The sequence below is a fragment of the Fischerella sp. genome, from assembly GCF_013388695.1.
Lineage (GTDB): Bacteria > Cyanobacteriota > Cyanobacteriia > Cyanobacteriales > Nostocaceae > PCC9605.
In genome coordinates this window covers 19888-34333 of record NZ_JACAEU010000025.1, presented here as the reverse complement: position 1 = coordinate 34333, position 14446 = coordinate 19888, and the positions used below count along the sequence as shown (strand labels likewise).

At 43.3% G+C, this 14446-nt stretch carries 12 protein-coding genes; 6 read left to right on the top strand and 6 right to left on the bottom strand.

Annotated elements, in window-relative coordinates; all coding sequences use genetic code 11:
• The first annotated feature begins 54 nt into the window (after nt 1-54).
• Entirely contained in the window at nt 55-756 is a 702-nt protein-coding gene (locus HXY43_RS04200; protein ID WP_367161457.1) for a hypothetical protein, read from the top strand.
• 445 nt (nt 757-1201) lie between these two features.
• Here HXY43_RS04200 and hetR read toward each other — a convergent pair whose 3' ends face one another.
• From hetR to HXY43_RS04175, 5 genes are all read right to left on the bottom strand, one after another.
• Nucleotides 1202-2101: a heterocyst differentiation master regulator HetR gene (gene hetR / locus HXY43_RS04195; protein ID WP_026732380.1), complete on the bottom strand. Its 900-nt coding sequence runs from the start codon at nt 2099-2101 to the stop codon at nt 1202-1204.
• A 140-nt stretch (nt 2102-2241) separates the two neighbouring features.
• A complete protein-coding gene (locus tag HXY43_RS04190; RefSeq protein WP_197036016.1) occupies nt 2242-2439 on the bottom strand; it encodes a hypothetical protein in 198 nt (65 codons plus the stop codon).
• Between the two features lie 866 nt (nt 2440-3305).
• Complete coding sequence (locus tag HXY43_RS04185) at nt 3306-5324, bottom strand: DMT family transporter (protein ID WP_290880392.1); 2019 nt, start codon at nt 5322-5324, stop codon at nt 3306-3308.
• A 609-nt stretch (nt 5325-5933) separates the two neighbouring features.
• The gene (locus HXY43_RS04180) at nt 5934-7214 is read right to left on the bottom strand and encodes an inorganic phosphate transporter (protein WP_290880390.1); all 1281 of its coding nucleotides are present in this window, start codon (nt 7212-7214) and stop codon (nt 5934-5936) included.
• Nucleotides 7215-7388: 174 nt separating this feature from the next.
• Entirely contained in the window at nt 7389-8435 is a 1047-nt protein-coding gene (locus HXY43_RS04175; protein ID WP_290880387.1) for a zinc-dependent dehydrogenase, read from the bottom strand.
• A gap of 428 nt (nt 8436-8863) precedes the next feature.
• Between HXY43_RS04175 and HXY43_RS04165 the strand changes: the two genes are divergently transcribed.
• The 5 genes from HXY43_RS04165 (at nt 8864) to HXY43_RS04145 (ending at nt 12291) form a co-directional block, all read left to right on the top strand.
• Nucleotides 8864-9004 (top strand): SDR family oxidoreductase, encoded by a 141-nt coding sequence (locus HXY43_RS04165; RefSeq protein WP_290880385.1) that lies wholly within the window; start codon nt 8864-8866, stop codon nt 9002-9004.
• Nucleotides 9005-9252: 248 nt separating this feature from the next.
• Nucleotides 9253-9636 carry a hypothetical protein gene (locus HXY43_RS04160; RefSeq protein WP_290880383.1) on the top strand — a complete coding sequence of 128 codons (384 nt, stop codon included), beginning with the start codon at nt 9253-9255 and terminating at the stop codon, nt 9634-9636.
• A complete protein-coding gene (locus tag HXY43_RS04155) occupies nt 9626-9973 on the top strand; it encodes a DUF5615 family PIN-like protein (protein WP_290880380.1) in 348 nt (115 codons plus the stop codon). Before HXY43_RS04160 ends, HXY43_RS04155 begins: the two co-directional genes overlap by 11 nt.
• A gap of 123 nt (nt 9974-10096) precedes the next feature.
• On the top strand, nt 10097-11893 hold the full coding sequence (locus tag HXY43_RS04150; RefSeq protein ID WP_290880378.1) for an FAD-dependent oxidoreductase: 1797 nt from the start codon (nt 10097-10099) through the stop codon (nt 11891-11893).
• Nucleotides 11894-12051: 158 nt separating this feature from the next.
• Nucleotides 12052-12291, top strand: coding sequence for a hypothetical protein (locus HXY43_RS04145; RefSeq protein WP_231510278.1), 240 nt, complete (start codon nt 12052-12054; stop codon nt 12289-12291).
• Between the two features lie 838 nt (nt 12292-13129).
• Here the strand turns inward: HXY43_RS04145 and HXY43_RS04140 are convergent.
• Complete coding sequence (locus HXY43_RS04140; protein ID WP_026732390.1) at nt 13130-14188, bottom strand: class I SAM-dependent methyltransferase; 1059 nt, start codon at nt 14186-14188, stop codon at nt 13130-13132.
• Nucleotides 14189-14446 lie beyond the last annotated feature (258 nt).

The following is a 14446-nucleotide window of genomic DNA, read 5'->3' as shown; positions in this document are numbered from 1 at the left end:
GATTGGAGCAGAACGGACATGCTAGGAAACAAAAACAGCAAATATTCACACAAAATGATGCTAAGAGCTAAATTACGCTCTGGTGCTGGTATTGCTGCACCAGCATTGACTGTGGTGGGATGGTTAGGAATGACTTTTTTACCCGCTACAGCTATCAGTGCCTCCTACGGAAATGAATACAGTGCTTGTGCATCCCAACTTTTGAGGGCGGGTATTACTGCGGAAGCAGCTTCGCGTTCTTGTGCAGGAGCATTGCGTCCCCGGGATTTGTCTTCTTGCGTAGCTAAAATTGAGGGCGAGACAGACATAGCAGCAGTGGATGCCCTCTCCACCTGTGGACAATCATGGCGTCCCGAGGATGTAGGCACATGTGTAGTTGGTATTAGCCAGAATACTAAAGAGGCTGTTAATAAAGAAGTTTTAAATTACTGCGGTGTCAGTTTATTGCCAAAACGCTACGCTCAGTGTGTGGTGGGTTTGCGATCGCAAATTGAAAATTTAGCTCCTATTCAGGCTCTCAATACTTGTATTGATGCAACTGATTACATTAGCGGCTTCTTACCTTCTTTTATACCTACAAATACAGGTAATACTATTTTTCAACCTTCTTTTCAAACTCAGCCAATTCCCACTAATCCAAGCCCCGGCAATACTATTCCTAACAATCTCAACCCTAGTATTCCAAGTCCCAGCAATACTATTCCTAACAATCTCAACCCTAGTAATCCAAACCCTAGCAATCCAAACAACCAGTAAGATTAATTGTTTTTGGCTTAACAACTGTCTTGATACTCTCTCAACAAATGATATAGTGTCCGTTTAATCAGTTTATATTCCACTGTGAATGCGGCTTCATAGTTGTCATCCCATTACCAACTATCTGTTACCGACCTCAACGGATAATATAAGTGTTCAACTGGACATGATATGAATATTTCGCTACTCCACGATCAAAATTCGGGAGTGTCTAATGTTGTTGTACAAGCATTGGCGTCTTCTCCCTGAGCAGACGCCAATCTAAAATGGCATTTAGATATGGGAGTGTCAATCTACAAGGATATATATTTTTTACCTATTTTTTTATCCCACACTAACAACACTGTACTGAAAAGTACTTGTTGTGTAGTGTGGGGCTTGCGACGGCACTAGCTAAGAGTTTTCCCCAGGAAAATCTGAAGACCATGCTGAATGTTTTGGACTTTTAGTCTTCTTTTTTACCAAAGACCATCTGTAAAGTCACTGGAATGCCATCCTCTTGGTGATACTTATCTGCCCAAGCACGGATAACTTCATCCAATTCTTCCATGGCCTGTTCCATCTTTTCGCGTGGGATATCTAACTCTTCCAAAACACGCATGGTGTTGGGTCTTTTTTCTGCCCAATCTCTCATCATTCGGAAGTACCGAGCGGTATCTTCCACCATGATATATGTGCGCTCCTGATCGTCCGCTGGCGCATAAAAGGGGCGGGTGAGAGCGTAGAAGGGCATCCCCCAAGGAGAGTCAATACGTGTCACAGTACCCGAGTAAAGCAGACGGCGCTTGATATGCTCCGCCAAGGCTTCACTCAAAGGCATCTGATGTTCTTTGGGTAAATCTTCCTGGGATCGCTTGTGCAGAAATTCAATTAACTCTAGAAATTCAAACGAGGTAATTAAGTGAGCATCAGGCAAATTAGGCGGTAATTTTTGCTCAATTTGTCTTTTTTCCTCGCTAGTCAAACTTGTGCCGGGAATGCGCGATCGCCCTGGTCGCCAAGGATATTTTTCCATCCAGACGTAAGGGAATTGAATCAGATAGCGTGGTTCTTGAGAACCAAGCATCTTCAACAATTTGCCCTCAGTTAACGCCTGTCTGACTTCCTCGACAATGGCTTTCACTCGCTTTGGTTCCAAGTGGTGCAAATGCCCTGTCATTCGCAGGTTTTGTCCCTGCTCTAGATAGGTCATGTAGATTGCACACTTAGCTGCGGTTGCGGCTGCATCTAAAAACGCCCCATGCCTGTGCCCACTCGTCCGCATAGCACTAAAAGCCAGATAAAGCATGATCTGATCCATCGCACTGGGGCCAAGGCGTTTGATCAGATCTACGTCGTTACTCATATAACAGACAGTTGAATAGCACGTTTACAGTTATCAGCCAACGGAGAGTATGTAGTATACACCCGACTGAAAGTGATGTCTTTACTCAGATGATCTATTATGCGTTATGCATGAGTGTTGTTGGTAGTCATAATTGTCATTTAGTCCGTATTTTCTGGCAAAATGGCAGAATTAACTATTTTGATAGAGTTAACTTGCCGGAAGTTTTGCAAGTAGTTTTGCCCAAATATGGGGATTTGAGCAATTGTGTGCAACAACCAACTAATCAGTTGTTCTATATGCGGGGCTTGTTTACCAAAAGTTGGAACTGACAAGCGGAAGGATAAGCTCAAAAGCAATAGTCCACTCTCGTTGCTAGCTTTCTAGATGACTACTTGGCTGTTTAAAATTCCAGCACTGCTCGCTTATCGAGGAGGAAGTTACCCATAACTTAGTTTTACTCAAGGGTGTTAGATCGCAAGTCAGCTAAGGGCACTAAGCTTTTGCAGCAACCTCTGCTATGTCTGTTCTACAACAGAAAATTCAACCTAAGTGGTATCTTCAGCAGTCTCACACTCAACGCAGCGTATAGCGAACTGCCTTGCGTTTGCAAAATTTTGGTGACGCCCCTGTGACATGGTGGTTTAGCTTGAGGGAAGTTCATAGTCCTCAATTTAAGGTGATCGTTCAAAACTAAAAAAACCTTTTATTTCTTAGAAAGATTTTTGTTGATTTTAGCAGTTTTGCTCAAGTGCATATGTAAAAAGATTTACAAATTTACCATTGTTGTTAAAACTTTTATTTACACACACGCTAAAAAGTTCATGAATCTCAGGTTAGCTTATACATACAGGCGGTTTGCTTAATTTTTTTTTACAAAAAATTCGCTTTTTCTTTAACTTTTGACCAAACAAGGCAAAAGTTAAAAGTTAAAAGTCACTCATAAAGAATAAGAAAAATGGTCACGCTTCACCATTATTTATTTATGGAACGATCGGGAAAATATTCCCAATCGAGATGCGTAGCACGAGAAATAATATGTCCGTGATTATTTCCCCTCAATTTATTTATGGGTATTATCTTTTTACTTTTTACTTTTTACTTTTTACTTCTTAATATTGCAGTGTGGTGAAAATTACTATTGAGTTGAAAAAGGTAACAACAGTTTAATTTATAGGCTTTCCTCCTCAGGCTTCTTTACTCTGACTTCTTGTACGAGTTGATATTAATTTTTAGACCTAGGAACTTTGTTCCGATTTCGCATTTTTTCATAACTAACAGCAGCCGTACCACCAGTTACTAATAAAACTCCTAACACTTGTATAGGTTGCAAGTTTTCTTGAATAAGAAACCCAGCAAGAATCACTGTTAAAGCAGGAATAGTAGCACCCACAATTGCAGAACGTGTGGCTCCTAGTTTGCGAATACCAACATTATTGAATAAATAACCAAACAGAGTGAATACGCCCAAAATAAAAGCACTTAAAATCAATTCCAACAAGTTGTTAGGATTTAGTAGCAAACTCCAATTCATTGGTAAAGGTAGCATCAGACCAATGAAGGACAACAGCAACACGGTAGCGAAATTAATTAAGGTAAAGGAGACGGGATGTAGTTTGGCTGCACAGATGCGTGTGAGAATTACGTACACAGCAAAAGTGACTCCTGAAGCTATGGCTGTGGTGCTACCTAAAACGTTACCCGTGCCGATGGTTGTAGAACCTGCCAAAACTAGCATCTGACCCAAACAGATACAAGCAAGTGCTTTCAAGCGGAAGGAATTAGGTTGATCTCGGAATAAAAACCATGCCAATAGTCCACTAATGGCTGGGTAGATAAACAACAGTGTAATTGCCATTCCAACCGCTATTTGACCAATGGCAATGTAAATTAATACCTGAGATAAAAATAAAAAGCATCCACTCACAATCGACAATAACAACAGCTGCTTGGCTTGAGCATTGGCAGTAGAAGATTTTGCTCGTGCTAATTGGATTAAGCTTTGCAAGTCTTGCCATACTTGCGGATGCATCATGGGAGCCAGAACTAACATCAACGGTACAACTATTAGCATCCGGAGCATTAAAATTAACAGAGAATTACCCAAAGTCGGCGGTAGCAAACGCTCGACTTCAAATACTCCAAAAATCAGAGTACCTGGGTTAAAAACCACTTTAATGGCTACGTTGTAAAGCGATGTCGCCACCGTTGACAACACGACCAACAATAGACCGATTGCTGGTATCGATGACCTTCTCACCCGAGAAGGTGGTGGCGCTGGTGTATACTCCTCTGGCGGTGGTGGTGTTGGTACGAATGCAGTAGGAGGTCTAGTTTCGCGTTTGGGGACTATTCTTGTTGGCAGAAGATGATTTGCGATCGCCTCCTTGGGCAAACTGGATTGTGGTGCTATTGGCTGTGAAATAGTATCTGTTTGTTGGAGTTTCGTGACAACTTCCCGAGAAACGTGCTGTTGTTGCTCGGTTGGTTTGTCTTCCCAAGCAATAATATCTTGCTGTTGCTCGTTTTGTTGCTCAGTTGGTTTGTCTTCCCAAGCAATAATATCTTGCTGTTGCTCGTTTTGTTGCTCAGTTGGTTTGTCTTCCCAAGCAATAATATCTTGCTGTTGCTCAGTCGGTTCTTCATCAAAAGGTGATACAAATTGGATTACTGTTGGCGGAGATGCTCCTTTTTTGGTTGTTGTGAGTTCTTCACGCACCAGTTCTCCATGCAGACGATTTACTAACTCTGCTAAGATTTCTTCCCCTTGCTGTTGTTGAATCGACATCCGAGACAACTGTTGGGAAAGATTATTTTGATAGTTCTTTACCTCCTGCTGCAAAGTGTTAAAAGTGATGGTAAGGGTATCATCTAATGAGCCAAGAACTTGATTTGCAACAGCATTGTCTTTTTCTACAGCTTGGTTAGCTAAAGTTTCCAGCGAAGATTTTAGTTGTGACGATATGTGATTCGCCAAAACTTGTGCTAACTGACTCAACAATGGTTGCAAGTCGCTGAATTGCCTACCTTGAAGTAAGTCTTCTTTTTCTTGTTGCAGACGTTGAACATCATTAGCTAAACGGAGTTTCTCCGCTTGTAGTCGCTGAATATCTTCCTGTAAAGACTTAAGCACGGTTCGCTGAATAGTTTGCAATTCTTCTGTTACAGCCCGTAGAGCAGTGTCTGCTTCTGCTAATGGATCACCTGCTCGTGAGTTTTGCGATCGCTTTTCAAATCGTCCCATTAGTTTATTACCTCTGACCCCTTGACACACCAACCACTTTTTGCCTATCAGAGTTTCCTAAAAATACATTTAACATGGAAGAATGTAAATATAATGACAGTTTACCTATCAATCAAGGATTGATTTGTAACTGTAACTATTTTTGTGGAAAATACATAGTCTTGCGATCGCCAGACGAGCATTTTAGAGAATTAGCGTTCGCTAGAGGTAGTCTTGTCAAGGTGGGTAAAAAACGAATCCAAATCTTAGAAGACAAGACTATTTTCCTCTTAGTGTCTTAGTGTCTTAGTGTTTCAATCATTCTTTTTTCACCACCCTACTCTGCGAGAAGCCCTCCGGGTTCACCAACAGCGAGTGGGGGGAAACCACGGCGCTCTATGTACGGAACCTGCGTCCGCACATAGAGCGCCTCCCCAAGACCGCGCTGGTTTACCGCTGCGCGTCTACGGGTACTCTACCTTGAGCCGCCCACAAGGGGCGTCTACGCCAGTCCCCCCTAAAGGCAGAAGCCTTCTGGGGGGCTGGACTCACCAAGACACAAAGACACCAAGAAAAATCCATTGCCAAGACTCACACTTTGACAGGAGTGTAGGGAAACCCCAAAATGACTCATCCCAAATTTAAAATCCGGACAATGCTAAAGATAGCAGCACTAAGTCCTGCGCTCACGGGTACTGTTACAAGCCAAGCAGTGGCAATGCCTTGGAGAGTTTTAAATTGAACTGATTTGGGGTTTTGCACCAGTCCAATGCCAACTACACCGCCAACAAGAGCATGAGAAGTGGAAACAGGTAATCCTAGGCGGGAGGCAAGTAGGATGGTGGTGGCAGTTGCAAGTTCGGCGCAAAATCCACTACTGGGTTGTAAGGGAATGATGCTTTCACCGATAGTAGCAATGACTTTTTTACCCCAAACAGCTAAACCAGTGACAATGCCAGCGCCACCAAGTACTAAAATCCAGATGGGAATAGCGATCCCGCCGATCGGTACTGTGCCAGTGTTATGAATGTAAACGATCGCCGCTAAAGGAGCGATCGCGTTACCGACATCATTAGAACCATGAGCAAAGGCAACAAAACAAGCACTCAGTAACTGGAATTTGGCGAATAGGCGCTCAACGGTAGGTAATTGGGAATTTTGTGATAGGGAGAAAGATTTCACCCCATCTCCCTCTCTCCCCATCTCCAACTCTCGCCAACTGTAGAAGCTAAGTCCAACCGCTGCAATTCCTCCCACAAGTAATGAGATGTCGTGAGCAGGTATTTTTATACCAACTTCCGCAATCAAAAAACTTGCGATCGGTTGAGTAACTGCTGGTAGAACAATTACACCGAATACCCCCAGCAACATTGCACTTAGCCAGGGTACCCACTCATTTAAATGTAGTAATTGATGCGGTTGTTCTAATATCCAGCGCTTAATTTGACTGTAAAATAAAGCAGCAATTGTACCACTGATTATCGGTGTGACAATCCAGCCCAAGGTGATTTGTCCAATTGATGACCAATCAATCGCACCTATTCCCAAAGCTACCCAACTAAAGCCTGCGATCGCACCAACAACCGCATGAGAAGAAGACACAGGCAAACCGCAGGAAGTGGCAATTTGTAACCACAAACCGCAACTTAGTAGCACTGTCATCATCCCAATCGCTAACATTTGGGGTGTACTGGCAAATAAAGTGGGATTGGCAATTTTCGTCGCGAGAGTTTCCGATACTTCATGTCCAAACAGTACCGCACCCGTAAATTCCAATACACCTGCAATTATTAATGCCTGTTTGAGAGTTACAGCCTTGGAACCTACAGAGGTTCCCATTGCGTTGGCAACATCATTTGCACCCAGGTTAAAAGCGAGATAGAAGGCTAGTAAGACGACGATGACAATCATAGGGAATAGGGATTGGGGATCGGGGATCGGGGATCGGGGGGAGACAAGGAAGAGGGGGAGAGTGGGAGATGGGGAGGTGGGGAGAATATAAAACTGGACTCTCCCCATCACCCCATCCCCCCATCCCTCCTTGTCCTCCTTGTCCTCCTTGTCCCCAGTCCCCGATCCCCAATCTTATGGATAAATCAAAATCTTGTAAGTTTCCGGTGTGGGTGCGATCGCCCGCTCTACAGCTGCTGATAAATCTTGTAAAGGATAGCGATCGCTAATCAATGCCTGCACGTCGATGCGGCGATTAAAAACAATATCAGCCGACAGACTTTGCAGGCGGTAGGATGAACTGTAACTGCCCATCAAATCAATTTCTCGGCGATAGAGAATATTCGGATTAACGGGAATTTCTACTTCATCAGGAAACTCGGCGAAAAACAGAATTTTACCGCCTTTGCGGGTACAGTCGAGAGCTTGGAAGAAAGCTTTTTCACTGGGGACAGCAAGCAGGGTGACATCCACGCCTAAACCATTGGTGAGTGCTTTAATTTTAGCTGGTAGATCGGCGTCACGGGCATCAAAAGCCGCTTCTGCACCCACATGCAAAGCTTTTTCTATTCGCGAGGGGATTAAATCGGTAGCGATCGCCTTTGCCCCAAAATACTTCACCAACATCACAAACATTAACCCAATAGGCCCTGCACCAGTAATTAAAACTGTTTGCCCAGGAGCAATTTGAGCTTTTTTCACTGCCTTGAGGCAGCAGTTAGTTGGTTCGACAAAGCTTGCTTCTTCAAAACTAATATTATCGGGGATCGGGATTATTCCACCATTGCGGACAATATGACCGGGAACCTTAACATACTCAGCAAAACCACCACCACTAGGCGCAAACCCAGCTGTCGTGCAGATATTTTTATAGGTATCGCACATCGAGAAATTGTCATTCAGGCAGTAGTCACAACGCATACAGGGGATGTGGTGCATCACTGCTACTCGTTGTCCGACTTGCCAATTTTTTACCTCTGCGCCAACTGCTGCAATGGTTCCCGCAGTTTCATGTCCAAAAATGCGCGGCGGTTCATACAGCGGATAGCGAATTTTTTTGATATCCGACTGACACAAACCCACTACGCGCACTTGTACCAGCACTTCATCCGGTTCCAGCGTAGGTACGGGTATATCTTCGTAAGAAAGTTGATTAACGCCTCTAAATATTTGTGCTTTCACGTTGATTTCTCACCGCTCGACGATATTAGATTTAACATTAGGGGCGTGATTTGGGCTATGAATTGTGAGATTTTTGAAGTATCACGTAAATATGCAGGAAACAACACGCAGGCATCTAAGAGAACATTGAGCATAGTAAATATATGTAATCACTCGTCCTCGTACAAACCTGCTTCTTCACTCATTTCGATTAGTTGCTGTAAAATTTGGCTACGTTTTTGATCTCGCTGTTCTTTGTATTTCTTCAAATCCTCAAAACGAACACGTCAATGTGCGCCGACCTTTATGTAAGGAATTTCACCCTGTTCTAATCACTTGATTAAATAGGGACGTGAAACATTGAGAAAGTCAGCAGCTTGTTGTGTTGTCATCTCCTGCTGTTGGCAAACTATAGATATACTCTGTCCAGACGCCACTGCACTGACAACTTGACGCAGCGAACCTCTCTTGGTCGTTGGGGATCTCCCCAAGAAATCGCGGGTGCTGTTGTGTTCTTTGCCTCTCCAACTGCATCCTATGTCACGGGACAGATTTTAGCTGTTGACGGTGGATACCTTGCCCATTTTTAATTCTAAAAGAAGACGGCAGGGAGAATTTTGCATAGAATTTTGAGTGCAACCTAAACAATACCATGCCAAATGCTGAAGATTCCTACCTCAGAGCAGAAAACGCAGTGCTTCAATCGACGTGCAGTATCTTACACCCACTGTTGCTAAGTACTTATGCATCAAGGTGGCGTAACATCTCATCACATCTTATGCTTTGTTAGATTAAGCATAATAGAGTTCAGACATTAGCGTCTACTGGAGTAGTTTTCATGTCCCTGCAAGAGCTTAAAGAGCAAGCCTGTAAGCTCCCTGTGAGCGATCGCCTCACCCTTATTAGTGCCATCATTCAATCTCTGCAAGACACATCCCAAACTGAGAATTGGCAGTATCTAGTTGCTCGTCCTCATCCTTGGCGCAAACAGCTTTATATAAAAGGGCGTAAACTACTAGCCTCTACTGTTTGGCAGGATATGATTGCTAATCAGATGTCGCCAGAGGAAGCAGCCGAAAATTGGGATTTGCCATTATCTGCTATCCACGAGGCAATTCATTACTGTGAGAGTCACCAGGAACTACTGAAACTAGAAGCTGACGAGGAACGCTATCGCTTGGAAGAAAAAGGAGTTTCACTTGAGTCTACGAATGCTGCTTGACGAGGATTCTCAAGCGAAGTATTTGGTCTATCTTCTTCAGGCAGCAGATCATGATGTAATCACAGTTAATGCAGCAGGATTGATGAATTGTTCAGACTCAGTCGTGCTTAATTATGCTAGACAAGACGGGCGAGTGGTGCTTACTCGCAATTGTGATGATTTTCAGGAACTACATCAAGCAAACCCAGTCCATTCAGGAATTTTGGCAGTTTATCAGGATTCAGATACATCTAAGAATATGAGTTATCAGGCAATTGTGAAAGCAATTGCGAATCTAGAAACATCAGGCTATCCACTTAAAAATCAATTTGTTATTCTCAATCAATGGAAGTATTGACAGTTGGATAGCGCCTAAGTTTTCGTTACTAAACGAAATATCCGAAAAATAGCAAAATTATCTTGTCTGATACCAAGCTAGCTGGTGAGAATATATCGGAAATCCAGCGAGGTTAGTTAACAGATGGTGAATCAGACATATACAGCTGATGTCTTAGTAGTCGGTGGCGGAACAGGGGGAACCGCTGCTGCTATCCAAGCAGCGCGGCGGGGGGCAAAGACGATCCTCGTCAGCGAATTTTCTTGGCTGGGGGGAATGCTGAGTTCCGCTGGTGTGTCTGCACCAGATGGCAATGAACTAGAAGCCTTTCAAACGGGATTATGGGGTGCATTTTTACGGGAGTTGCAGCTGCGACAACCAGGAGGATTAGACAATAGCTGGGTAAGCTTTTTTAGTTACGATCCGCGCGTTGGGGCAGAGATTTTTGCAGATTGGGTGCGGCAATTACCAAATCTACTTTGGATTTCCGGATATGTGCCGTTAGAAGTTTTCAAAGAAGGAAATTGTGTAACTGCTGTCCGGTTTGCAGATTTCACTGTCAAAGCCAAGGTGATTCTTGATGCTACGGAGTTGGGAGATTTATTGGCTTTGGCTGAAATACCTTACCGCTGGGGCTGGGAGTTGCAGTCGGAGTGGGGAGAACCCAGCGCCCCAGTTGATTTTAATTCTCTCACCAATAAATATCCGGTGCAAGCTCCCACTTGGGTAGTGGTGATGCAAGATTACGGTGAAGCCGTTGCCCCAGAAATTCCGGCTGCACCCAACTACAACCCAGCGCTGTTTGTTGGTGCTTGGGATGACTATGGCGCAGAGGCGTTTTTAAATTACGGTCGCTTGCCCGGTGGTCTGTTTATGATGAATTGGCCCATTTGTGGCAATGACTATGGTGAAGGTGTAGGGCGATTAATTGAGTCAGAAACAGCGCGGCGTGAGTTTCAAACAGAATGCCTTTGGCACAGCCAAAATTTCGCCCGTTTTATCCAAACTCAACTCGGTCGTCGCTACGGTTTGGCAAATCAAGTCTTCCCCTACTCCCCATCTCCCCATCTCCCCCTCTCCCCCGGCGGTGGTGCTTATGCTTTACACCCCTACTATCGGGAAAGTCGTCGCCTAGTAGGATTAACTACTGTTAAAGAACAGGATATTTTGCCAATGGCAGGGGGTAGGGTTGCAGCGTTAAATATAGATGCGATCGCCATTGGTAACTACGCCAACGACCATCATTATCCTGGTATCAAGTTTCAGTTGCAACCGAAATCCATTCGCTGGGGAGGTCGTTGGACGGGAACTCCCTTTACCATTCCCTACAGTTGTTTAATTTCGGTAGACACAGACGGTTTATTGGTGTGTGAGAAGAATATTTCTGTGTCTCATATTGCTAACGGAGCAACCAGATTGCAACCTGTAGTCATGGGTATTGGTCAAGCTGCGGGAATGGCTGCTGCTATTTGCGTACAGTTAAATTGCCAACCAAGGGATTTACCGATAAGAGTGCTGCAAGAAGCTTTACTACAAGATCAATTCTCGCCTGCGGCAGTAGTGCCGTTATTTAACTTACCACCCACACATGCTGATTGGTTACACTGGCAACTCTACTACTTAAATAATCCAGAAGCCTATCCAGGTAGTGGCGATTGTTCCTATTCACAGCATTCTCAGTACTATTACGGCAATAGCAAGACCGTACCATCACAAAATTTTAACTTTTTTACGGGTAATTTTCATCGTCTAACTCAGCAATATTACCGATTCACTACCATCTCGCCAGCACCATACAAAGGACAAACTTGGCAGCTTGTGACTTTGCGATCGCACGTAGATGAGCAGCTACAAACTTGTCCCCATCTGCAACTGCTCAAAATCTGGGGGCGACTCAATTATGCAGGTAATTGGTTACTAGTGGAAAATATCGATATCTGAACAAAGTATTTTTTTCAGTTAAAAACAATACTTTTTTTACCAAACTGTCCGGATGCACTAAAAGCAACTCAGTATCAGTGAAGTAGAGAGTTCTAAAATAGACATCCGATATGCGTGCTGTTATTTCACTTTTGATTACCGGTCTGCTACTGAGTTGTATGGCTATAAACAGCCAAACAGTTACAAATTCCTTGTTCGATATGTTGCAATCCACCTCTGGTTCCCAACAATTGATCTCGGCAAAATCTAAACCTCCCAAGTCTCCTTATCGGGGCAGTGGACGGGGTAGAGAACTGTTGCTATCTTCGTCAAAAGGCAATACTCCCAAAAACCGTCCTGCTAGGGGTGGTGAGCGCAGAGAGCTAAAACAACAGCTCAGCGATGCACGTGTTGTTTAACAACTGCATACTTAATGCAACTTGTTGGGTTACTAGTTTTTGTAGGTAGCAAAAGAATCAGAGTACGGTCAAACAGGATGTTTGGTTTAACATCTGTTACACACCTTCTCCAGTAAGTATATAACAGTTGAGACACAACAAAGTCAGGCAATAGCTCTGTGTTTCATCAGTCATCTTTGTGTAGATAAAGGGTCGTCAACCCTTGCGAACAGAAGGCAAACTCAGCTAGCATCTGTATCGCAAGCACCATTACTCCTCAAATCAGCAAAAAGTTCCCATCGCAAGCTTTAACTTAATTAATAAAGGGTGTCACTTCATCTACCAGTTAGCGCAGGCACATCCCATTTAGGTTTTATGCGTGATTTCTTTTGGGGAAAGAGCCTGAAAGCAACTCCCTTACTCTCATATATAGGCTTTTTCATGTGTTGAGCAACTGGTATCCTGCATGGGGAAATCAAGAATTTTATTAGGATTGCTGACAAATGCTCGATTTCGTATTTTTTTTACAGAGCCTCTGACAATAAATTTTTACGCAACTACTAGCCCATCTTAGAGCATCGATTCAGCGTTCACCGATACTTATACCGATTCAAAAAATGTTTGCAACACATCCTGATGTAGAGACGTGCCATGGCACGTCTCTACAATGTCTATTTGTCGCATTCTTTTTTCAAATTGGTATTAGTACGGTAAGACCAGGAAGACAAGGGAGAGGGGGAAACACCCTTAGGGAAGTCAAAAGTATCACGTCAAAAATCACGCATTAGAATCTTTACTTTTGACTTTTGACTTTTGACTTTTGACTTGTTTTGTCCTCCTTCCCTTGTCCTTCTTCTCCTTATCTAATTGGTTTGTGAGCAATTAAATACTTGCTCATAAAGTGGACTTGCGTTTCAATATTCTCAAACCCTGCTTTTTCTAAACGCTCTACCAAGTTATCCGTGACGTAATGCTTATAGTAGGGTTCATGGAAAGTTTCATGGAAGTTTTCCATTAGCGGTTCCATTTCCGGAGAATCACTCATCTGGATAGAATCACAGATAATAAATACTCCCCCTGGTTTTACGATCCGGTAGCATTCCTCTATTACCCGCTGACGCGCTGCTGCTGGTAACTCATGGAAAAGGAAAACCGAAGTTACGGCATGGAAATAATTATTCAGGTAGGGCAACTCTTCGGCATTCGCCTGTAATAGTTGCGGTAATTCCCCTGGAATTTGGCTTAACAATTCATTCGCTTTGCGTAAATAAGCAGGTGACAAATCTATACCAAACAGCGATGCTTGGGGCAGAGTCGCCCGAATCATCTTTAAAGTCCGACCTGTACCACAAGCTACATCTAAAACACGTATTTGCCGAGATGGTACATCAGCAAAACTATTCAGTTCTTGCTTCAGTGGAGCAAGAATGCGCCGCCGCATAGCGTCTGCTGAGCCGCCAAACAGAATTTCCACCTGCAAATCATATAAATTTGCCGAAAGGTCGCTTAAGTAACCATCTGTCTGATGATGGAAGTTCTGGATGTAGTAACTGGGATAACCAGCGGTATCCACATTTGGGGAAAATTCTTGATATCTTTTTTGTTTAGCTCGTTCCCAGATTAGAGGTAAATCTAGCCATACTACAGGGTAGTAGCGGAAAAAGTCTTCCCAGGGATTATCAAACAGCAAGCTCTTGGGATATAAACCCCGCTCTGCATCTTGCCAATCAACTTCTAGTAGTTCATTCAGTCTCTCTTGAACTTTAACTAAAATTTCGCTCGGAATAGGTTTGGCTTGCCGCTGCGCGGGAGAGATGATGTTCATCAAGCGCGTACTTAACATTTTATGAGCCAAACCAAAGTAGTTTTTGCCCTGCTGAAAAGTTTGATAAGTCAGCTTTGTTAAAGTGTCAGACATGAAATGGCTTGGGTGTAGTTTACTTTTATTTATCTAATTTTAATAATTTTAACCATACATACATTAGCCTTAAGAATGGTTTATCTATCCGTATTTAGACTTAAGCAAATAGAGGATTGCAGTAAAACAATACCTGCCATTCCTTTTCATCTGAATTATGCCTGACTGGAAATATTAAGTTTTATAAAAATGTATCATTTCGTAACTTCTGATACAGAATTTAGTGTGATAAGTTTAAAGAGGAAGAAACAAATCAAT